The following is a 20,200-nucleotide window of genomic DNA, read 5'->3' as shown; positions in this document are numbered from 1 at the left end:
GGTACCTCCTAGTGAGCGTGACTTGCGCCGCTTTTTAAAATATCGGCTTTGATCACATAGCTATTGGCAGTGACGTACTCGCTACCTGGGCTTAAACCTGCGATGACTTCAACCCACTCGCTATTTTTTGCGCCTAAAGTAACTGGGCGTACTTCAAACACATTATTTTTACGCACAAATACACTCGCCATGCCGTTAAACTCTTGAATAGCCTCAGGCTTTACACGCACGTTAGCATTAACCTTATCGATACTGACATCAGTATTAACATGCATGCCCGGACGCCAATGACCATCAGGGTTATTAAGCGCTATACGGGCACGTGCAATGTGCCCGCCGGTCATCATAGGCGCTATAAAAAACACCTTACCTTGGGCGGTTAAATGATGATGTAAATCGTACACCGTGGCGCTTTGACCAATGGCTAGGTTTTCGATGTTTTCAGGAAAGGCTGAGAGCTCAACCCATACTTTATCAAGGTTCACGACTTGCATAAGCGCGCGAGTACTTGCCAGTTCGCCACGCTTTAAATATTGCTCGGTTACCACACCGCTAATGGGGCTTTTAATACTGTAGTTTTGTAATGTTTCACGGTTGGTGACACTGGCCAGTACCTCACCTTTTTGAACCGTTTGACCAATGCTGACAAAAATATCGCTGATCAATCCGGTATATGGCGCCATCACTTCTACTGTGCCGTGCTGTGTCGGTGCAATAACACCAAACAGCGTGTCATAAATATCAACTTCGCCACTTTGTGCTATCTGCGTTTTAATACCCGCACCTTTAATGGCTCGCTCACTAAGCATAGTGCGGCCTTCGTGTTGGGTGTACTCAAAACTAACGTGTTCACCTTTATAATTGGCAGTAATGAAAAGCGCAAACGAATGTGGCTCATTTATGGGTTGCGTGCTAACAAGGTACTCATTCTCACGCGTAAATTGTATTTTTTGCGGCGCTTCTACTAATCGTTTTAAGTTCATTTCGATGCTTAAATCGTTTATATCTATCGGCTGATTTTGCTCATAACCATATACGCGCAGCTCAACTTTACCTGCCAATTCTCGCAGCTTTAACTCAAGAGTGAGCTTTGCGTTGGTTAATAAAAAGCCGCCATGGGCACCTTGTTTTTGGGATTGCTGCATTTGCCCATGCTCTGCTGAGGCAAATACATGTGTACTTATAACGCTCGTTGTAAACGAAAGAAATATTAATAGTGCGATAAACGTGTTGTTCATGATTGAAAAGTCTCAGTTAAAGATTGGCCAGTTAAACGCTCAAGAGTAAGGTGCGTTTGATATAACGCTGCATAGGTATTGATAAGCGCGCGTTTAGAATCAAAAAGGGCTTGTTGGGCATCAAGCAATTGCAACACCGAAATTTGTCCGCGTTGATAGCTTTTTAAACTTTGCTCAATGAGTGTTTGGGCTTGTGGAATAACCTGCCCTGATAACAACTGCGCCTGTAACGTTTTGCCTTGGTAATAGGCGTACAAGGTACGAACTTGTTGGCGTAACTGAACCCGTAATTGCCCTTGCTGCTCACGTAACAATGCCAACTGACTGTTAGCCGCTTCAAAATTACCGCTATTTGGGTTACTCAATTGCAATGGCATAGAAAACGAAAACAGCAACGAACTGGTATCGCTTTGCTGATTGTAGCGCAGGCCCGCACCTACATTAATGTCGCTTTGCCCGTTAGCTTTTTGCAGCGTTAAGTTGGCCGCTTGCTGTAAGTATTGTTGCTGCAACATGGCAAACTCAGGCGCTTGGTTAACTGCATTGAGTAACGCTTGCTCAGATTTAAGCGGTATTAAGGTAGCCATATTCCCTGCGAAATTCGTGTAGTCATGTTGCTCATTCCACAGCTGATTGAGCGATAAACGCGCTCGCTCAAATTCGCTATTTAGCTTAGCTGTCTCAAGCTCAACTTGGCTTAGTGCATAACGCATACGGGTTACATCGGCTTGCGATACAGCGCCGGCGTTAGCCCGTTGCTTTATTGCTTTGAGAGCTTGGCTCACCACGTGTTGTCGCTCACTGTTAAGCGTAAGTAAGGTTTGAAATTTAAGCGCCTCGTAATATCGCTCACCAGTGGTTGCTAATAAAGCTAACCGAGTATTTTGATATTGTATTGCTTGGGCTTTAATGTTCGCCGTTGCGTAATTTATACGGCTTTGGCGTTTATCTCCAAGCTCTATAAGCTGGCTAAATGCCAAGGTTATTTCAGCCCCTTGCACACCACGCGCATCGTTAGTTCCTAATAGGTTTTCGGCTTCTACATTTATTACAGGGTTAGGCGAAAGCGCCGCTTGAGATTTAAGCGCGCTGAGTATTTTTTGATGATAAGGATAGCGCTTTAATAGCGGATTTTGTTGCTCGGTATTTATCAACGCTTGTTTTAGGGTTAACGTTTTAACATTTGCAAACGCACTAAAAGCAGGTAGCGCGCACAGCATCACCACCAGCATAATTGGTTTTTTATTCATATAGCTTGTCCATTTTTTAATAAACAGAGTTCACTTGCAAACCATTCACAACCTACGCTAAAAATAGCGACAGTGTAAAATAGTTAGCAATTTAAACATGCCTATAACAGCCCATAGAACGCTTACGCGCAGGCAGCTAAAAGCACAATAATTAATTGAAATTAAATTAAAAACTAGCTAAATGAATTCGGTGGGGGTACATCAGGTGGATAATTTAAACCATGGTAATACACAAGTACTGAGGGTTTACTTTGTTGAGGAATAATAGCGTGACTAAGTGTGCTGTAATAGCCACAGTGACAATGTTGGTGTGCATGAATCTCAACCGGTGGCTGATTATCGCTTTGTCCTTGATCATTATCAGCGGTTATAGTGTTTTGTGATGATGCGTTACTTACATGCTCAACGTCTTCTTGTAAATGGTATGCAGCGCCATCACAACTTATAAAGCTGTGCACAAGCACGAGTAACATGACCATTAACAAACGATTTGAGCGCATAATTTAGCTATCTTCTCAGCCTAAAATTGACTTAAATAAACCTAACCAATTGAAGCCACATAGTATATTAGCGGCAAACGACAATAAAGGGCTTTTTATCAATTAATGGCGCCAATTGCGTTTACTGAGGTTAACTATAAAACAAAAAACCACCGGCTTTAATAGCCGGTGGTTTTTTTAAAATTAACGCTTAAGCAACCGCGTGTTCTAAAATTTCACGGCTTTCTTTTAGCGTAATCGCTTGGTTTTCACCAAGGGCAACCATGCCATGTGCTTCTAGTTTGCCAATAATGTTATCAATGGCAGCCGCTTTATCATCACCATGTTCAGTTAGCTGTGTTGCAACCTCAAGGCTGTGGTAAAATGATTCAATCGCTTGAATTGTTTGCTCTGCTAAATCGTCTGTTTGCTCAAGGCCAAATACGTTTTTACCCATTTGCTCTAGTTTCGCTTTTTTAACTGCAAATTGATTGCGCAATAAAGAAGGCTGAACAATAGCAAGCGAACGCGCATGGTCAACACCATAGGCGGCAGTAAGCTCATGACCAATCATGTGGGTTGCCCAATCTTGCGATACGCCTGAACCAATTAAGCCATTAAGTGCTTGGTTAGCTGCCCACATAAGGTTTGCACGCCATGCATCGTCTTGGTTTTCAAAGTTATCGCCCAGTGTTTTGAGCGTTTTTAACAGTGCCTCTGCGTATCCTTCTTGTACCAATGCGCCTTCAGGGAACGTAAGGTATTGCTCACAAGTATGCACCCACGCATCAACTAAGCCATTTACAAGCTGGCGCTGTGGTAATGTTTTCATTACATCAGGATCCATAATCGCAAATTTAGGCAGTACTTCTGGTGAAGCAAACGGCAATTTTTGCTTAGTCGCTTCTTTGCTTACCACTGAGTTTTGGTTAGATTCAGAACCTGTAGCTGGTAGCGTTAATACGGCACCAATTGGTAATGCGCTGGTAATTGTATGCTTACCAGTAGGAATGTCCCAACCTTCGCCGTCGTATACTGCAGAAGCCGCAATGTATTTAACGCCGTCTATTACAGAGCCGCCGCCGACACCTAATACAAAGTCGATATCTTGTTCTTTACAAATTTTAACCGCTTGGTCAAGTACTTCAATTGTTGGGTTAGCACCCACACCCGAGAATTCGACCCAATTAAAACCTTCAAGTGCAGCAGCAACTTGGTCATACACGCCGTTCTTTTTAATTGAGCCGCCGCCATAAACAACCAATACTTTTTGATCTTTTGCGATCAAGTCGCTAAGCGCGGCAATTTGCTGTTGGCCAAATTGGATGAGAGTGGGATTTACGTAGCTAAATTTCATTATTTTGCTCCTAGGTGACGGTTAATTTCATAATGCTTTACTTAGTCGCATATCAAGTAAAGCTTTGATGGATGCATATTAGTAGCAAAGTTAATATATAAAAAGCCCAATAACTGCCTAAAGCTTGCCTAAAACTACCAGCACTGTTATTTTACGCAAAATATTTTAATTACAGATACTTTTATGCCCATCATAGCCAAAATGTTGCAACAATACGCCGAGCACAATAATTTACTAAGCTTTGAGGGCACCATGGAAACAATTATTCCTGGGGTGTATTTTCATCGCGCTACCAAAAGTTCACCGCGCCAGCCGCTTATTTATAATTCAGGCATAATCGTGGTTGGCCAAGGCCATAAAATAATTCATTTCCCAGAACATCAAATAAAATACGGCGAAGGTGATTACTTGGTACTAGGTGTACCGGTCCCATTAGAGTGTGAAGCGTTTACCGATAATGACTTACCGGTTATGGGCATAGCTATAGATATAAACCCTGTCATGTTGCACAAACTGGTTAATCAGATGATGCAGCACCAGCCTTTATCTGTCTCCATCGCGCACATTGGCGCAGTACAATCAGCAAAGCTAGATTGCGCAATGGAGCAGGTGACATGTAGGTTACTAACGGTTTTAAATAATCCACTTGAGGCTGAGGTATTCGGCGAAGATATAGTAAAAGAGCTAGTGTATCGTGTCCTTTGCGGCCCCCAAGGGAATACTTTAATAGGCCTAGCTATGCATGATGGCCATTATGCGCGTATAGCTCGCACACTAGCAACGATGCATCAGGACTATGCAAACCCTATTACTGTTGAAGGTTTAGCAGAAGAGGTAAATATGAGCGTATCCTCTTTTCATCGCGCATTTAGACAGGTAACGTTTGAATCTCCCTTACAATACTTAAAAAAAGTACGTTTAGCTAAAGCAAAAGAGTTAATTACCACAGCGGGCAGCAAAGCAAATGAAGCTGCTTTTAAGGTAGGTTACACCAGTGCATCACAGTTTAGCCGTGAGTTTAAACGCCACTTTAATAAAACTCCGAGTGAAATACAGTTATAAAAATAAGATTTACCCATTCATGCGCTATATCAAACTTTATTATTAACTTTTACTAGCAAAGATAACACGCTTTGTTAATATAGGGTAACTGCCATTTTTATAACCCTACTATGCTCAATAACACCGTAACAATAAGGAAGCACTTACATACAACCACCTCCTTATGTATTAAATTTTGCGGTGCTTTATTTGTCATTTTTATTTTTCTTATCTGCAATACAGCTATTGCAAAAGATAGCTGCAATTTAAAATCTATCGCAAACAGTGTATCCATTCCCTTATCGCAAGGTATTGCTGCAGACATAAAACTAGAAAAAGGCATTAACCAATTTGAGTTGGTATGTACGCTAAACCAAAGCGGTGTTTTTACGTTTACTCGCCCTGCACTTGAAAGTTTTTCGTGGCAACAAAATAACCAATTAAAAGCCCCTTTAAAAACAAATCAAATGGCTATTTTAATGGAACAAGGCAGCTTTAATGCAAAGCTAACTTTAACCACTACTGCCAGCTATAACCCCCGGTTTACTTGGCTAGACTCACAGCAATTTATTGAAAAGGTGCAATTGTACAATTTAATATTTGGGGTGTTTTATGGATTATGCGCAACGCTTATTTTTTATGCTTTAATAATAGGTTATGGCATTAAAGACGCTATTTTTAAACTGTATGGCATCTATCTTTTTTGTATCGCTAGCTTTATTTTTTTACAAGAAGGCCAGCCCTATTTATTTACCAATGGCTACTTTTCTGCATATATCAGCCACCTTTATACATTAAGCATTGGTTTAACTATAGTCAGTGCTACTTGGTTTATGAGCGCACTATTAGAGCTACCTGAGTATTGGCGCAAATTAAGTTATGCATTAAAAATTACCGCGTTATGTGTACTGACTTTGTGCTTACAAAAAATAGCTTTAGATTTACCCGCTATTACTAATATCACCACAATCGTTACTGGCTATTTGTCACTACTGATTGTGATGACCATTTTTATACTCTCAGCTGTGCAAGCTAAACAAGGCGTTAACGAAGCCAGCTTGGTATTTATTGCCTTAAGCTGTGTATTTATCAGCATGATATTTAGAGTGTTACTAACCGAATACAGTCCTTTTATACAGCGTTATGGGTTTGTGATTGCTTTTACGATTGAATCTCTGCTTCTTGCTATTGCAGTTGGTAGGCGAATTCAACGACTCAGTTATGCTAAAAAACAGGCTGAACAGCACGCTAATTACGATCATCTTTGTCATATTTATAACCGCCGAGGCTGGAGTTTAAAAGCCAATGAGTTATTAAAAAAACACGCTCAACGTGGTGGCGTGTTGTGTTTTTTATATATCGATTTAGACCGATTTAAAGCAATAAATGATACCTACGGCCATGATGTTGGCGATAAAGTACTCTGTACGGTGGCAGAGTCAATTAGTCAGCATATGCGCAGTGAAGACGCAGTTGGCCGCTTAGGCGGAGATGAGTTTGTGGCTATGGCATTATTTACCAGCAAAGATAAAATTAACCAGCGAGTTGCGACCCTTGAACAAAAATTAAATGCGCTTAGCTTAGAACACCAAGGCAACACCATCGCTATTTACGCAAGCGTAGGGCAAATAAACTATAGCGAAGCGCCTAAAAATTTAGATGAGGTTTTAAAAGCCGGTGATGAAGCAATGTATCAAAAAAAGTCATTACGAAAAGCGCGGGCTAAGCAAACCTACACTAGAGAAAACGCCTAAAGTAATCGTTTAGGCGCATAATCATTACTCGTCTTTTTTGAATAATACTTCTGGGTTTACCATAGTTTTCATTTCTAAAACGTTACCATTTGGATCTTCAATAAAAAACGTTTCTTGCTCAAATTCATCACCTACAAAACGGCGGTAAGGCTTATCTAAATATTCGAGACCAGCAGCCGCAATCCGAGTTTTTAACGCCTGAAATTCATCTTCAGATAAGTGAATACCAAAATGCGGTACAGCTACTGCGCCCATATCAACATCATGACGCACTGTTGGTAAGCGCTCTGTGCTTTGATGAAGCGTTAACTCGTTACCCCAAAAATCAATGTCTACCCATCGCCCAGCTTCACTATTACCCGTTTTACAACCAAGCACGTCACAATAAAACGCTTTCGCTTTTTCAAGATCACCAGCTGGAATAGCCAAATGCAAACAGTTAGACATAAATTACCTTAGGTTATAACTTTTAATATATGAAATATGCTGCATTATACATAATTTGTAATTTATAGAACATTAACGGCATTATTTTTAGTCATTCATTGCGTACATTTAATTTAAAGCCACGGTTATTTGCTCTTTTGGGAGCCATATATCGCTTTTAGTCTTAAATTGTCGATTTTAACTATTAAAGCTAAAACTGAACCTTTATGATGTGCGCCTTATGACTAAATTCATACTTTTAAAATTCATCACCTTTTTTATCGGCTGCTTGTCGTGCTTTATAATGCATACCACATTGGCATTACCTATTGTTGTGTCTGCTGCTTTAACAGGCCTCATCGGCTCATTTATTCCGTTTCCTGCACGTTATCAAAACCACCCTTATGCCTCCATTTATGCAGGTAGTTTTGCCGGTATGTGTTCCACCAACTTAATTAGCAACTATTGGGAAATCGCTATTATTTCTGCCATTGGCGCTGTTTTATATACACTAACACTTAATGTATTTGCAGGATTTGGCGGACGATTAGGCAGTATTGCATTTGCCAGTGTAGCCCTGTTTGTTTTAGCTAAAGGATTGCTGATATGACTATTACATACCCAGTATTAGCCTTGGCTGGTGCTTTTTTTACCTTTTATTTAGCAAAGCATAACCGCTTTGATGCTATAAGAGCCTCAGCTGCACTCTCAATTATTGCCTATTTGATTTTTGCACAGCTGAGCCTCAACGCAGAACTCTATAGTATCGTCTTTTTTGGCGGCACCTTTATTGGCATGAGCGCCCCTCACCGCTTTGGTGTTTATACGCTTGCCAGTTCAGCAATTATATTTTCACTGTTTTTTGCCTATTTGGTCCCCATTCTTGATGGCTTTGGTGGCGCTTTGGGAATTAGTGCATTTTTATCCGTGTGTATTTGCCACCTTTTTATTTTGCTGGGTGCGCCTCGCAGTAAAAAAACTAAAATTTAAGACTTACTTGAATAAAAGTTCAATTAAATCTTACACCTATTAAATCGTACAAAAATAACGCTCCTTTTTTTGATCAATACAGAGTTTGGCTACGTAGAGTTCACAAAGCTGTAACACTGTAACATTCAATTAAAGGAAAAATTATGAATAAAGTATTTAAGCTCGGTGCTATCATACTTCCCTTGTTACTCATTCAAGGTTGTAGTAGCGACGATGATAACAACGCCCCTGTCACTGTAGATCCACAACCAGCCGTTTCTGTTTTTGATGCCGCACAGGACTCTGGAGAATTCACTACCCTTGTTGCAGCTTTAGAAGCAACAGGTCTAGATGAAACACTAGACGATTTAACTAACAGCTATACCGTTTTTGCTCCTACTGATGATGCATTTGCGTTATTAGGTGAAGAAACTATCAATAATTTATTAGCTGATCCTGATACTTTAAGCTCAATTTTAACTTACCATGTGATCTCTGGCAGAGTAGATGCGCAAGCAGCAATTGGTTTGGCTGGGTCAACCGTTGAAACGGTAAACGGACAAAGTATTGCACTGTCTTTAAATGGTGAAAGCTTATTAGTTAATACCAGCACGGTAACAATGACCGACATTAAAACCGACAACGGTATTATTCATGTTATTGACGCAGTACTCACACCCAAAACAGTGTCAGAAACACCGCCAACCAACAATATTGTTGAAACAGCTCAACAAGCAGGCGACTTTAGTACTTTGCTTGCCGCACTTGACGCTGCAGGCTTAACATCGGCACTGGCGGATACGTCGAAAGAGTTCACCGTTTTTGCGCCTACCGACGCTGCATTTGAAGCAATTGGTAGTGGTTTTTTAAATACACTGCTGGCAAACCCTACCGTTTTAGCGGATGTTTTAAAGCAGCATGTGCTTGTTGGGTCAGTTGATTCAGTCACTGCAATGTCTTTAAACGGCCAATCAGCTGAAACGCTATTAGGCAATACACTTCCAATTGCGATAAACGCAGATACAAATATGTTGTCGTTTGGCGGTGCAAACATCATTGTTAAAGATATTATGACTTCTAACGGTGTTATCCATGTAATCGATTCGGTTATTATTTCTGATGTAACCTTACCGCAAAGCGCAGGAACAATTGCTGATATAGCCAGTGCAAATGGTAATTTTACTACACTTCTTGCTGCGCTAACGGCAACAGGCTTAGATACGTTAGTTGCTGATCCAGATAACACTTTTAGTGTATTTGCTCCTACGGATGATGCATTTGCAGCGCTCGGTCAGGATACAATTAATGCGCTGTTAGCTGATACAGATACACTTCGTGATATCTTGCTTTACCATGTATTCCCTGACGCCACTGTTTTATCTGATGACGCTGTAGCCATTGCTAATAGCAATAGTAACAAAGTAGAAATGGCCAATGGCGACATGGCTGCTATTTCTTATGTAAATAGCTCGCTATTTATCAATGATTCGGCAATCACAGAGGCAAATGTAACCGCTAGCAACGGCGTTATTCATGTATTAAATAAAGTGATTATGCCACCGGCTGAAGTCGGCACACCGACTAAAACTATTGCAACAGTTGCCACAGAAACGCCTGCATTATCTACATTAGTAACTGCACTGCAAGCAGCAGGGTTAGTTGATACGTTTAACGATACCACTCAATCATTTACTGTATTTGCACCAACAAATGCGGCATTTAGTAAAATCCCTTCCGCTGATTTAGATGCCTTATTGGCTGACACCGCTGCACTAACAGGTGTTTTGACTCAACATGTATTAGGCGCTCAAGTTGGAAGTACCGATGCATTTGCAGCCAATGGTAAAATGGTCACTACACTTGCTGATAATATGCTAAGCGTAAACGTGGTAGATTTTACCAGCACCGAAAATACAGCAACAGACAGCGTAGCTTATGATGCAACAAATAATCGTTTAGTAACGGGTATGGCCGATGCAATGCCTGGTAAAACAGTGTATGTATTTGATAACGACTTAGGTGAGGCAATGAGCGTATGTGAAGCAGCTTGTGCAACAACGTGGCCACCCGTGTTAGGCACTGCGGCGTCTATCGAAAATATTCCGGGTTTATCATTGATTGCTCGCTCAGATGACAGCATGCAAGTCGCTTACCTTGGCCGCCCTTTATATACCTTCTCAGGTGATACGGCAGCTGGTCAGAATAATGGTCAAGCTGTGAACGATATTTGGTGGCAAGTAAGCTTACCGGCTACATCACTACAAGTAGCTGGCAGCAATGTAACAACCACTGATATTTACACTAGTAATGGCGTTGTACACTTAATTGATACAGTGATCACAACGGCCAAATAACTAAATTTTACTGTGAGATAAGCCAGGAGTGATGCTATTTGCTCCTGGCTTTTTTTATATAAAAATGGGCTTACTTATTACTACTTTGAGAGCTTGTTGGGTAGCCAAACAACACGTTTAACTTGGCTTTTAACCCTTTAGCTTGGTAAGTACTTTTAAATAAATACTGCCACTGATGAAAGGTGATTTTGATCGGGTTATTACTGTTTAATTGACCAATAATGCCGTATTTACAGGGCTTGTTTTCATCCTCTTCTACATAAGTGCCAAATAATTTATCCCAAATAATTAAAACGCCAGCGAAGTTTTTATCTAAGTAGCCATTATTTATAGCGTGGTGCACCCGATGATGCGATGGGGTATTAAATAATGCTTCAAACCAACCGAGCTTTTTTACCACTTGCGTGTGTACAAAAAATTGATAAGCCAAATTAAGTGCCACCACCGCAAAAACAATCACAGGCTCAAAGCCTATTAATATCATCGGCAACCAAAATAGCCACATTCCCGCCAGCGGATACATTAAACTTTGCCTAAATGCCGTGGTAAAGTTCATTTTAGTAGAACTATGATGCACTACATGAGCGGCCCATAACCAATGAATATGATGTGATGCACGATGAAACCAATAGTATAAAAAGTCTTGCAGTAAAAAAGCGCCTAATACGGTAAATAGCGTCAATTCAATATCAAATAGCCGAAACTGATACAACCAATAAAAAAACGGCATTAATAATAATAACGTAATGGCATCAGCGCCTTGATGTAATAAAGCAAGTAACGCGTTGGCTAAGCTGTCTTTTATATCGTAGTAACGTCTAAATTTTATAAACTCAACCCCTACAAACAGCAAAAAAATAGGGCTCAGTGCCAATAAAATAATTTCAATGCTCATGACGTTTCTCCTGAAAATAGCTGGCTATTTTTTTAAGTGCTTGGCTAACATCTTTTTTTATAAAAAAAGCCAGTATAAAGTCGGGTAACCACAAAGGCGCAATACAACGAATATGGTAGCTGATCTCGGTGAGTGATGGCTGAGTATTATTGGCTTTTAAGTAAATATCACCACGGTGCTGTGCAACGGGTTTATCCCCTAAAATGCGGTAACAAATGTGGCTATTATCGGCCGTTATTATTTGCTCTTTAAATGTTGTACCTTGCATTTTTATTTGTCTAATGGTGCCTTTTCCACCACTTATTTCACCCCTGTCTTGCGGTGTTAACACTTCAAACTGCGCATTAAAAAAGCGCCCCAAATCAGCATGCGCTAATAATAAGGTGCGTAATTGTTCAGGCGTTGCTGCCACACTATGTTTAACGTTTATCTCAATCATTGTGTGCCCCCTATTATTTTTATAGATCTCTAGCATATAAAAATATTGCATGGCAAACTTGCGATTAGATGACTATTTTTTAGCTTTAGGCGACAAATGAAAACCTTAGCCGATCATTACTTTTCTAGCTGTTTGGATTATCTTCAAAGCACAGGATTAGATAGCAAAGAGATACTAACTGCCATTGAATTTGATGAATATACAAATAAGCAAACACAACAATTAGCGCCTCGTATTAGCTTAAAAAGCTATAATGCGCTGCTTAGTTATGCACAGCAAACGCTAAATGACTCCTTATTCGGGTTTGAATTAGGAAAACAAATACGTACCGCTGATTTTGGTGTACTTGGGTATTTAATTGAATCGAGTACTAATCTAGCCAGTGCCATTACTGCATTACTGAGCTACGACAGTTTAGTGGCTAACATAGGGCGTGCTGAGTTTGAACAGCAACAAACACTTTGCAAGGTAACCTGGTTAGCAGACCCACAGTGCAGTCCACAAGCCGTATTACGAAATATGACCGCGTGGGTAAGTGTTATACGCCAACTGCTTAATCCTCAGCTTTCGCCTAGTTGCGTTTATTTTACAGCACATTTTTCAGACAGTGAGTTACAACAATTAGCGCAATGGTTTAATTGCCCAGTAAAAGCTGGCGCTAACTTTAATCAAGTAGAGTTTCCAAGTAGTTACTTAACCCTTCCTTTTAAAACCGATAACTCCCAGATTAACGCTGTGCTAAAGCAAATGTCAGAGCAACAGCTATCCCAGTTTAAAAGTCAGCAATTATTAACAGAAAAAATTAATCATATTTTAATGGCTAAATATGATTTGCAGGACTGCTCACTGATCAGAACGGCTAGTGCTTTAAATATGACCCCGCGCACAGTGCAACGTCATCTAAAGCAAGAAAACACCAATTTTGCCGCTCTTCTTGAGCAAGAGCAAAAGCGCCGTTTGTTAACATATATTCCTCATTATTCGCTAAGCAGTATTGCAACTATGTTGGGGTTTAATGATCAAAGCTCTTTTAATCGCGCCTTTAAGCGCTGGTATCAATGCTCACCTCGTCAATTTATAAAAAACAATAATTAAACAATTTGATTACCTAAAACACACATTTAACGTGTACCTTTTTATTGATTTTATTTACACTAGCCTCATGTATTGCTTTAAAGACAATTATTTATGCGTTTGCGTATGATGTTAACTGTTTTTGTATTGGTTTTTTATAGTGCGGTCTGTCACGCAAACCCGGTTACCTTCATCGCTGAAGATTTGCCCCCTTATCATTTTAAAAACCCTCAAGGTGAAGCGCAGGGTGCCTTAGTAGATATCGCTAAAGCAGTATTAAAAGGCACGGCTTTAACAGCAACGTTTGAAATAATGCCGATGGCGCGTATGTTTCAACAACAACAAGCCAATCCTAATGCCATCATGCTGTCACTGTTAAAAACGCCAAACAGAAACAGCCAGTTTAAGTGGCTGGGAAAAGTGTATTTTGCAGATGCATACCTAGTAAGTTTACGCAGTCATAACGATGAAGTGATTCACTTAAACTTTGCCAAAGAATACAAAGTAGCCACTATTCGCGGTTATTCTGCACAAGCTTATTTAGAAGCTCAAGGCTTTACTGAAAGTGAGAATTTAGTCTTAGTCAGTTACTACCAGCAGCTATGGAGAATGCTGTATAAAAATCGTATCGATTTTGTGGTGACTAACACCCTCACCCTTGAAAACGAGTTAAAGCGAGCAGGGCTCGACCCAAACTTAATTACTAAGCGTATACATTTAGATGAGCTACCTTCTTCTCTTCACTTTGCAGCAAGTAAGCAGCTTAACCCGCAAACAGCGAAAATTATTACTGATAGATTAAACGCGATAAAAGAAAGCGGTGAATACCAACAAATTTTAAATAAATGGCAACTCCCTATTCCAACGCGCCTTTAGTATTGAGTAGGTAAAACGCCTTGCGTTAAGTAATTTTTCAATGAAGTAAATAAAGGTGAAGGTAAGTTATTAATATCGCACCAACGCCACTGTAAACATTTGTTAGGCTCTTTATTCACAGGCTCGCCACCTTCATACTTTGCCCGTACATATAAAGTAATATAGTGCTTGTTCTCGGCGCTAAATATATCGTTGGTAAAATCGAGTTTACGAATATTAGTAACAGTAAGCCCTGTCTCTTCTGCGACTTCGCGCACTGCACATTGCTCAATCGTTTCACCAAATTCTAAATGCCCCCCTGGGGTTGCCCAGGTATTTGCACCATGTGCGCCTATTCGCTCACCGAGTAAAATTTTATTATCATGCATTACTATCACTGCAACGCCTACTCTGACAACTTGACTCATTATTACCACATTAAATAGTTCATCATTTTTATATGTTACCTCATTTAAATCATCAAACTAGTCGTTAGTTCGTTATAAACCATAGCGTTAGCTAAAAACCACACAATCCGTTCGTTATTTAACCGACCATAGTCGAATATCACTCCTGATAAAAAGCGCTTAGTTTTAAATAAAGTTATATTAAATTTTGCTCAGGAGCCTTTATGTCAGGTGAATACAAACAACACTACAACGAGTTTAAACAAAACCCGGCAGCGTTTTGGTTATCGCAAAGTAAACGTCTCCCTTGGTACCAGGCTCCCGAAACAGCTTACACACAAGATGAAAACGGTTTATATCACTGGTATACCGACGGCCAACTTAATAGCTGCTTTTTAGCGGTAGATCAGCATGTTATTGCCGGCCATGGTGATGAAACAGCGTTAATTTATGACTCACCCGTAACCAATACCGCGCGCAGCTACAGCTACTTTGAACTACAACAAGAGGTCGCTAAATTCGCAGGAGTAATGCAGTCTTTAGGCGTAACAAAAGGCGACCGCGTGGTTATTTATATGCCCATGATCCCCGAGGCCGTAATTGGTATGTTAGCCTGCGCCCGCATCGGCGCTATTCATTCGGTCGTATTTGGCGGGTTTGCAGCACATGAATTAGCGGTACGTATTGATGACGCCAAGCCTAAGTTAGTACTCAGTGCTTCTTGCGGTGTGGAAGTGAATACCGTAATTGAATACAAAGAGTTACTTGATAACGCCCTCGAATCAGCCTCTTATAAAGTAGAACATTGTATTATTTATCAGCGTGAACAAGTAACTGCACCACTTATGCCTGAGCGTGATATTGACTGGGCTGTTGCAATGCAAACAGCTACTGGCGTTGATCCTGTTCCGGTAAATGGCGATCACCCGCTTTATATTTTATACACGTCAGGCACAACGGGTACTCCCAAGGGAGTTGTTCGTGAAAATGGCGGCCATGCCGTTGCCATGCATTACAGCATGGAAACCGTATACGGAATGAAACCCGGTGACGTGTTTTGGGCCGCTTCGGATATTGGTTGGGTTGTAGGCCATTCGTACATAGTGTATGCCCCGCTTGTGTACCGCTGCGCCACTATTTTATTTGAAGGTAAACCAGTTAGAACCCCAGATGCCAGTGCATTTTGGCGAGTGGTTGAACAGTATAAAGTAACGGCTTTATTTAGCGCACCGACAGCCTTTAGAGCGATAAAAAAAGAAGATCCCAATGCCGATGGGTTTAAACAATACGATACTTCAAGTCTGAAACGCTTGTTTTTAGCAGGCGAGCGCTTAGATCCCCCCACCTACGATTGGCTCAAAGAAAAAACAGGCCTACCTGTGCTTGATCATTGGTGGCAAACCGAAACTGGTTGGGCGATAGCCTGTAATCCTGTCGGCATTGAGCATCTACCTACAAAAGCAGGCAGTTCAACGGTTGCGACTCCTGGGTTTGACGTACGTATTTTAGATATGAATGGTGACGAATGCGCCCCCAATGAACAAGGTGCAGTCGTTATTAAACTGCCTTTACCGCCAGGATGTTTACCCACTATTTGGCAAAATACCGAACGCTTTAAAGCCGGTTATTTAAGTGAATATGAAGGCTATTATCTTTCTGGCGACGGCGGTTATATTGATGATGATGGCTACCTATTTATTATGGGCCGCACCGATGATGTGATTAATGTCGCGGGACATCGTTTATCAACCGGTGAAATGGAGGAAATTGTAGCCGCTCATCCCGCGGTTGCTGAGTGTGCCGTATTTGGTATTAATGATGCGCTCAAGGGTCAAAACCCCATGGCCATGGTAGTGTTAAAAAATGATTTTCATGGCTCGCATAAAGAAGTAGAGCAGCAATTGGTGCAAACCGTACGTAATCAAATCGGCGCTATTGCGTGTCTTAAAAATATTATGTGTGTAGAACGCTTACCAAAAACACGCTCAGGTAAAATTTTACGCAAAAACTTACGTCAACTTATTGATGGTGAAGAACTGCAAATTCCATCAACCATTGACGATCCGAGTATTTTTGAGGAGTTAACTCTGCAACTTGCTGAAAATAAAATATAAATATTATTTTTAAAACGTCTATTTAAGCGCGGCTTAAATAGACTTTTCTCGCCCCATCTGCTTAACTAGATTTCATTAAATAGATGAAACTCACGCAAATAAATCTCTTGGGAATATAAATGACTGAAATACGATCGCAGCTGCGAGAATTTTTACTGCAATGGTTTAGTCTTTATTTTCCTGGGAGTGCGCATTTATGGTACAACATATTAGTACTGTGCTGGGTTGGCTTATTTGCGCTCATATTGCACCTCATCTTAAGGTCAGTTTCAAAACGACTACTTAAAGGCCGCTTTAGTGATAAAGTTGTTCAAACCGATACCCACACGCCTGCCGACTTAGCGCTTAAATTAACACGTAATATTTCCTTTGTTTTACAAGGTGCTGTGGTTGTTATACAAGCAAGGCTTTGGGTTCCCGAAGGAACGGCTTTTTTACATATCATTGAGATGTTTACTGATCAGTGGATCATTTTATTTGCACTGCTCTCGCTGTTCTCTTTGCTTAATATTTTTCAAGCAATATCTGACAGGCAACCCATTGCAGCTCACTTTCCATTACGTGGTTTTTTACAAACAATTAAACTGATCGCCAGCGTATTAACCGGTATTTTAGCGATTTCATTATTAATGAATAAATCCCCGTTAATATTACTCAGTGGTTTAGGTGCGCTATCGGCTGTACTGCTACTGGTGTTTAAAGACGCTATTTTAGGGCTGGTGGCCGGTATTCAGCTCTCAGCAAACAATATGCTTGCGGTTGGTGATTGGTTAGAAATGCCCAAATACGGCGCTGATGGCGATGTGATTGATATAGCCTTGACCACAGTTAAAGTAAGAAATTGGGATAAAACCATTACCACTATTCCAACCTATGCGCTAATTTCTGACTCATTTAAAAACTGGCGCGGTATGTCAGAATCCGGTGGGCGGCGCATAAAACGGAGTATTCATATAGAAATGAGCAGTGTGCGCTTTTTAGATGAGCAAGAGATCACCGCGCTGAAAAAAGCAGATTTATTAAGTCACTACCTCGAAATTACCCTACCGGCTATTAACGAGCAAAATACCACGAAAAAAATAGATATGAGCTGTACGTTAAATGGTCGTCGGCTCACTAATGTTGGCACATTTCGTCATTATTTAGTCGCGTTATTAAAACATCACCCACATATTCATCAGGGAATGACACTGATGGTAAGGCAGCTAGAGCCAACTAAAAATGGCTTACCCATTGAGATTTATGCATTTACCAATACAACTAATTGGGGTGAGTATGAAAATATACAGTCAGATATATTTGACCATATATTAGCGATATTATCCGCCTTTTCGTTACGTGCCCATGAGGCACCAACAGGGAACGATATTCGTCAACTAATTAAATAATCACTAAATCCGTTTTAATTGCGCTATTAACCACTGGTGAATATCGCTGTTATTTGAACGTGGATGCCACGCTGCAATCACCTTAAATGGCGGTGGTAATAATTCAACTTCAAGCTGTTTCACTTTGGCGTTTGGCAGTAAACGCGATGGGTAAAAAGCAATTAAGTCAGTACTGCAAAGCAAATCGGGGACAAATGAAAAGCCAGGCACTGACATAACAATATTGCGCGCATAGCCCTTATCAGCAAACCATTGGTCGTGAGAGCCTCGTAAGTTAGCACGTGACGCTGAAACCACTAATTGAGGGTGTGCCGCCACTTCAGCAAGGCTCAACGTCGATGAAGAAAACACCGTGTTTTTCCCTGCAATACAAATATGCTGTTCTTCAAATAATGTGTCATAGATTAAGTTTGCAGGGATAAATTCAGGAAAACTAATTAATAAATCCAGCTCTCCTGCACTTATTAATTGATTAACATTATCAGAGGCAAAGTCACGAATAATCAGCTTTAATCCTGGCGCTTCGCGTCTTGTTATTTCTAATAATTGTGGCAAAAGAGCTGCTATAGCGTAATCAGTCGCACTTATTGTAAATACGCCCTTGTAGCTACTTGGGATAAATTGTTTAGGTATTAATAACGCTTCTACCTGAGTTAATATTTGATTAATGGGCTTCTCTAGTGCAATTGCTTTAGGTGTTGCAACCATTGTATTGCCTTGGCGAATAAAAAGCCGATCGTCAAATAAGTCACGCAATTTTCGCAGCTGCTCACTAATAGCCTGCTGGGTTAAGCCCATTTTGCGGGCCACATCCGACACATTTTTTAGTTTAAGTAATGCACTCAATATTCGTAATTGTTTTATATCAAGTCGAGATATACCATTCATAATTGTATCTTAAACAAAAAAGCATTGTTTCAAATTGTACCTTTTAATCCCTATGCTCACCAGCATTGTAATTGGCGCTAAACAGCATTATTAATTTAAAAGGTATTAAAATGAGTCAACCAAGTAAAAATATCGACAGTCTATTTTCATCAATCAATTTAGGCCCATACACACTTAAAAACCGTATTGTAATGCCGCCACTTACACGTTCACGTAGCACGGTTCCTGGCAATATCCCCAACGAGGTGATGGCCACATATTATGCACAGCGTGCTAGTGCTGGTTTTATAGTTACCGAAGGCACTCAAATTGAACCAAGAGGACAAGGGTATGCCTGGACACCAGGCATTCATTCTAATCAACAAATAGCTGGTTGGAAAAAAGTAACTGATGCAGTACATGCAGAAGGTGGAATTATTTTTGCCCAACTTTGGCACGTTGGCCGCGTTTCACACACCAGCTTACAGCCTAATGAAGCCAAACCTATTGCTCCCTCAGCTCTAACAGCTGATAGCGTTAAAGTCTTTATTGAAACAGGACCGGCTCAAGGCGCTTTAGCCAACCCAAGTGAACCACAAGCTTTAACAACCGATGAAGTAAAAGAGCTTGTTGGCATGTATGCACAAGCTGCCCGTAATGCGCTAGAAGCGGGGTTTGATGGCGTAGAACTGCATTGTGCTAATGGGTATTTAGTAAATCAGTTTATTTCTGAGCAAACCAATAAACGAGATGATGAATACGGCGGATCTCTTACTAATCGCCTGCGCTTTTTAAAAGAAATTGTCGCGGCAGTAAGTGACGTAGTAGGCCCTGAGCGCTTAGGGGTTAGATTTGCGCCCTTATTTAGCAGTACTGATGAAACCCGTGTTTATTTAGGGTTAGTAGAATCAGACCCACACCATACCTACATTGAAGCGATTAAAGTACTTGAACAAGCCGGTATTGCCTACCTTTCAATTGCAGAAGCTGATTGGGACAATGCCCCTGATTTACCAGAGCTATTTTATCAAGCAGCTAGAGCTGAATTTTCTGGGCGTATTATTTACGCTGGTAAGTACACCGTTGAAAAAGCGGTGGCGATGTTAGCTAAAGGCTACGGTGATTTATTTGCTTTTGGTCGCCCTTTTATTGCAAACCCTGATTTACCAGCGCGCATAAAAAATCAATGGCCATTAAATGAAGCCGATGCAGCCACTATGTATGGCGGCACTGAGCAAGGTTACAGTGACTACCCTTACTACAAAAACGATTAATTAATAGGCCATGGATGGC

The 20,200-nt window shown here is 40.7% G+C and carries 19 protein-coding genes; 10 read left to right on the top strand and 9 right to left on the bottom strand.

Annotated features, from left to right (window positions below; translation table 11 throughout):
* Positions 1-8: 8 nt before the first annotated feature.
* The 4 genes from N523_RS0101595 to N523_RS0101580 all read right to left on the bottom strand — a co-directional run bounded on the left by N523_RS0101595 (position 9) and on the right by N523_RS0101580 (position 4,324).
* Complete coding sequence (locus N523_RS0101595) at positions 9-1,238, bottom strand: efflux RND transporter periplasmic adaptor subunit (protein ID WP_028835707.1); 1,230 nt, start codon at positions 1,236-1,238, stop codon at positions 9-11.
* Positions 1,235-2,488 (bottom strand): TolC family protein, encoded by a 1,254-nt coding sequence (locus tag N523_RS0101590; RefSeq protein ID WP_028835706.1) that lies wholly within the window; start codon positions 2,486-2,488, stop codon positions 1,235-1,237. The genes N523_RS0101595 and N523_RS0101590 overlap by 4 nt, the downstream gene beginning before the upstream one ends.
* A gap of 173 nt (positions 2,489-2,661) precedes the next feature.
* Positions 2,662-2,988: a hypothetical protein gene (locus N523_RS0101585; protein WP_028835705.1), complete on the bottom strand. Its 327-nt coding sequence runs from the start codon at positions 2,986-2,988 to the stop codon at positions 2,662-2,664.
* Between the two features lie 190 nt (positions 2,989-3,178).
* Positions 3,179-4,324, bottom strand: coding sequence for an iron-containing alcohol dehydrogenase (locus N523_RS0101580; protein WP_028835704.1), 1,146 nt, complete (start codon positions 4,322-4,324; stop codon positions 3,179-3,181).
* A gap of 183 nt (positions 4,325-4,507) precedes the next feature.
* On the opposite strand from N523_RS0101580, the gene N523_RS0101575 reads away from it, so the two are divergent.
* Both N523_RS0101575 and N523_RS0101570 read left to right on the top strand, forming a co-directional pair.
* Positions 4,508-5,386 (top strand): AraC family transcriptional regulator, encoded by an 879-nt coding sequence (locus tag N523_RS0101575; protein WP_028835703.1) that lies wholly within the window; start codon positions 4,508-4,510, stop codon positions 5,384-5,386.
* A 110-nt stretch (positions 5,387-5,496) separates the two neighbouring features.
* Complete coding sequence (locus tag N523_RS0101570; RefSeq protein WP_028835702.1) at positions 5,497-7,119, top strand: sensor domain-containing diguanylate cyclase; 1,623 nt, start codon at positions 5,497-5,499, stop codon at positions 7,117-7,119.
* Positions 7,120-7,143: 24 nt separating this feature from the next.
* Here the strand turns inward: N523_RS0101570 and N523_RS0101565 are convergent, their stop codons facing one another.
* On the bottom strand, positions 7,144-7,566 hold the full coding sequence (locus N523_RS0101565; protein WP_013465768.1) for a VOC family protein: 423 nt from the start codon (positions 7,564-7,566) through the stop codon (positions 7,144-7,146).
* Between the two features lie 283 nt (positions 7,567-7,849).
* Between N523_RS0101565 and N523_RS0101560 the strand changes: the two genes are divergently transcribed.
* From N523_RS0101560 to N523_RS0101550, 3 genes are all read left to right on the top strand, one after another.
* On the top strand, positions 7,850-8,155 hold the full coding sequence (locus N523_RS0101560) for a hypothetical protein (RefSeq protein WP_028835701.1): 306 nt from the start codon (positions 7,850-7,852) through the stop codon (positions 8,153-8,155).
* Positions 8,152-8,535, top strand: a complete 384-nt coding sequence (locus N523_RS0101555) for a hypothetical protein (protein WP_008111424.1) — start codon at positions 8,152-8,154, stop codon at positions 8,533-8,535. The genes N523_RS0101560 and N523_RS0101555 overlap by 4 nt, the downstream gene beginning before the upstream one ends.
* A 143-nt stretch (positions 8,536-8,678) precedes the next feature.
* Positions 8,679-10,868 carry a fasciclin domain-containing protein gene (locus tag N523_RS0101550; RefSeq protein WP_028835700.1) on the top strand — a complete coding sequence of 730 codons (2,190 nt, stop codon included), beginning with the start codon at positions 8,679-8,681 and terminating at the stop codon, positions 10,866-10,868.
* 70 nt (positions 10,869-10,938) lie between these two features.
* Here N523_RS0101550 and N523_RS0101545 read toward each other — a convergent pair whose 3' ends face one another.
* Together N523_RS0101545 and N523_RS0101540 are read right to left on the bottom strand one after the other, a co-directional pair.
* Positions 10,939-11,763 (bottom strand): sterol desaturase family protein, encoded by an 825-nt coding sequence (locus N523_RS0101545; protein ID WP_028835699.1) that lies wholly within the window; start codon positions 11,761-11,763, stop codon positions 10,939-10,941.
* The gene (locus N523_RS0101540) at positions 11,753-12,202 is read right to left on the bottom strand and encodes an SRPBCC family protein (protein ID WP_028835698.1); all 450 of its coding nucleotides are present in this window, start codon (positions 12,200-12,202) and stop codon (positions 11,753-11,755) included. Before N523_RS0101540 ends, N523_RS0101545 begins: the two co-directional genes overlap by 11 nt.
* Positions 12,203-12,298: 96 nt before the next feature.
* Between N523_RS0101540 and N523_RS0101535 the strand changes: the two genes are divergently transcribed.
* A complete protein-coding gene (locus N523_RS0101535) occupies positions 12,299-13,297 on the top strand; it encodes an AraC family transcriptional regulator (protein WP_028835697.1) in 999 nt (332 codons plus the stop codon).
* 93 nt (positions 13,298-13,390) lie between these two features.
* Positions 13,391-14,152 carry a substrate-binding periplasmic protein gene (locus N523_RS0101530; protein ID WP_024601316.1) on the top strand — a complete coding sequence of 254 codons (762 nt, stop codon included), beginning with the start codon at positions 13,391-13,393 and terminating at the stop codon, positions 14,150-14,152.
* Here the strand turns inward: N523_RS0101530 and N523_RS0101525 are convergent.
* Entirely contained in the window at positions 14,149-14,559 is a 411-nt protein-coding gene (locus N523_RS0101525) for a nucleotide triphosphate diphosphatase NUDT15 (protein WP_028835696.1), read from the bottom strand. The genes N523_RS0101530 and N523_RS0101525 overlap by 4 nt on opposite strands.
* A gap of 203 nt (positions 14,560-14,762) precedes the next feature.
* On the opposite strand from N523_RS0101525, the gene N523_RS0101520 reads away from it, so the two are divergent.
* Positions 14,763-16,652, top strand: a complete 1,890-nt coding sequence (locus N523_RS0101520) for an AMP-binding protein (RefSeq protein ID WP_028835695.1) — start codon at positions 14,763-14,765, stop codon at positions 16,650-16,652.
* 119 nt (positions 16,653-16,771) lie between these two features.
* A complete protein-coding gene (locus tag N523_RS0101515; protein WP_028835694.1) occupies positions 16,772-18,040 on the top strand; it encodes a mechanosensitive ion channel family protein in 1,269 nt (422 codons plus the stop codon).
* Between the two features lie 3 nt (positions 18,041-18,043).
* Here the strand turns inward: N523_RS0101515 and N523_RS0101510 are convergent, their stop codons facing one another.
* A complete protein-coding gene (locus N523_RS0101510; RefSeq protein WP_024601320.1) occupies positions 18,044-18,928 on the bottom strand; it encodes a LysR family transcriptional regulator in 885 nt (294 codons plus the stop codon).
* 110 nt (positions 18,929-19,038) lie between these two features.
* On the opposite strand from N523_RS0101510, the gene N523_RS0101505 reads away from it, so the two are divergent.
* Positions 19,039-20,181 carry an alkene reductase gene (locus N523_RS0101505; RefSeq protein ID WP_028835693.1) on the top strand — a complete coding sequence of 381 codons (1,143 nt, stop codon included), beginning with the start codon at positions 19,039-19,041 and terminating at the stop codon, positions 20,179-20,181.
* Positions 20,182-20,200 lie beyond the last annotated feature (19 nt).

It is taken from the genome of Pseudoalteromonas sp. 23_GOM-1509m (assembly GCF_000518425.1).
Classification (GTDB): Bacteria; Pseudomonadota; Gammaproteobacteria; order Enterobacterales; family Alteromonadaceae; genus Pseudoalteromonas; species Pseudoalteromonas tetraodonis.
Note: the sequence above shows the minus strand (reverse complement) of the source record. Positions and strands in the feature narration are given on the sequence as shown.

What these genes read in the sequence shown, in the direction of transcription:
- N523_RS0101595 (WP_028835707.1), bottom strand. Translation starts at nt 1,238, where the DNA reads ATGAACAACACGTTTATCGCACTATTAATATTTCTTTCGTTTACAACG.
- N523_RS0101590 (WP_028835706.1), bottom strand. Translation starts at nt 2,488, where the DNA reads ATGAATAAAAAACCAATTATGCTGGTGGTGATGCTGTGCGCGCTACCT.
- N523_RS0101585 (WP_028835705.1), bottom strand. Translation starts at nt 2,988, where the DNA reads ATGCGCTCAAATCGTTTGTTAATGGTCATGTTACTCGTGCTTGTGCAC.
- N523_RS0101580 (WP_028835704.1), bottom strand. Translation starts at nt 4,324, where the DNA reads ATGAAATTTAGCTACGTAAATCCCACTCTCATCCAATTTGGCCAACAG.
- N523_RS0101575 (WP_028835703.1), top strand. Translation starts at nt 4,508, where the DNA reads ATGCCCATCATAGCCAAAATGTTGCAACAATACGCCGAGCACAATAAT.
- N523_RS0101570 (WP_028835702.1), top strand. Translation starts at nt 5,497, where the DNA reads ATGCTCAATAACACCGTAACAATAAGGAAGCACTTACATACAACCACC.
- N523_RS0101565 (WP_013465768.1), bottom strand. Translation starts at nt 7,566, where the DNA reads ATGTCTAACTGTTTGCATTTGGCTATTCCAGCTGGTGATCTTGAAAAA.
- N523_RS0101560 (WP_028835701.1), top strand. Translation starts at nt 7,850, where the DNA reads ATGCATACCACATTGGCATTACCTATTGTTGTGTCTGCTGCTTTAACA.
- N523_RS0101555 (WP_008111424.1), top strand. Translation starts at nt 8,152, where the DNA reads ATGACTATTACATACCCAGTATTAGCCTTGGCTGGTGCTTTTTTTACC.
- N523_RS0101550 (WP_028835700.1), top strand. Translation starts at nt 8,679, where the DNA reads ATGAATAAAGTATTTAAGCTCGGTGCTATCATACTTCCCTTGTTACTC.
- N523_RS0101545 (WP_028835699.1), bottom strand. Translation starts at nt 11,763, where the DNA reads ATGAGCATTGAAATTATTTTATTGGCACTGAGCCCTATTTTTTTGCTG.
- N523_RS0101540 (WP_028835698.1), bottom strand. Translation starts at nt 12,202, where the DNA reads ATGATTGAGATAAACGTTAAACATAGTGTGGCAGCAACGCCTGAACAA.
- N523_RS0101535 (WP_028835697.1), top strand. Translation starts at nt 12,299, where the DNA reads ATGAAAACCTTAGCCGATCATTACTTTTCTAGCTGTTTGGATTATCTT.
- N523_RS0101530 (WP_024601316.1), top strand. Translation starts at nt 13,391, where the DNA reads ATGCGTTTGCGTATGATGTTAACTGTTTTTGTATTGGTTTTTTATAGT.
- N523_RS0101525 (WP_028835696.1), bottom strand. Translation starts at nt 14,559, where the DNA reads ATGAGTCAAGTTGTCAGAGTAGGCGTTGCAGTGATAGTAATGCATGAT.
- N523_RS0101520 (WP_028835695.1), top strand. Translation starts at nt 14,763, where the DNA reads ATGTCAGGTGAATACAAACAACACTACAACGAGTTTAAACAAAACCCG.
- N523_RS0101515 (WP_028835694.1), top strand. Translation starts at nt 16,772, where the DNA reads ATGACTGAAATACGATCGCAGCTGCGAGAATTTTTACTGCAATGGTTT.
- N523_RS0101510 (WP_024601320.1), bottom strand. Translation starts at nt 18,928, where the DNA reads ATGAATGGTATATCTCGACTTGATATAAAACAATTACGAATATTGAGT.
- N523_RS0101505 (WP_028835693.1), top strand. Translation starts at nt 19,039, where the DNA reads ATGAGTCAACCAAGTAAAAATATCGACAGTCTATTTTCATCAATCAAT.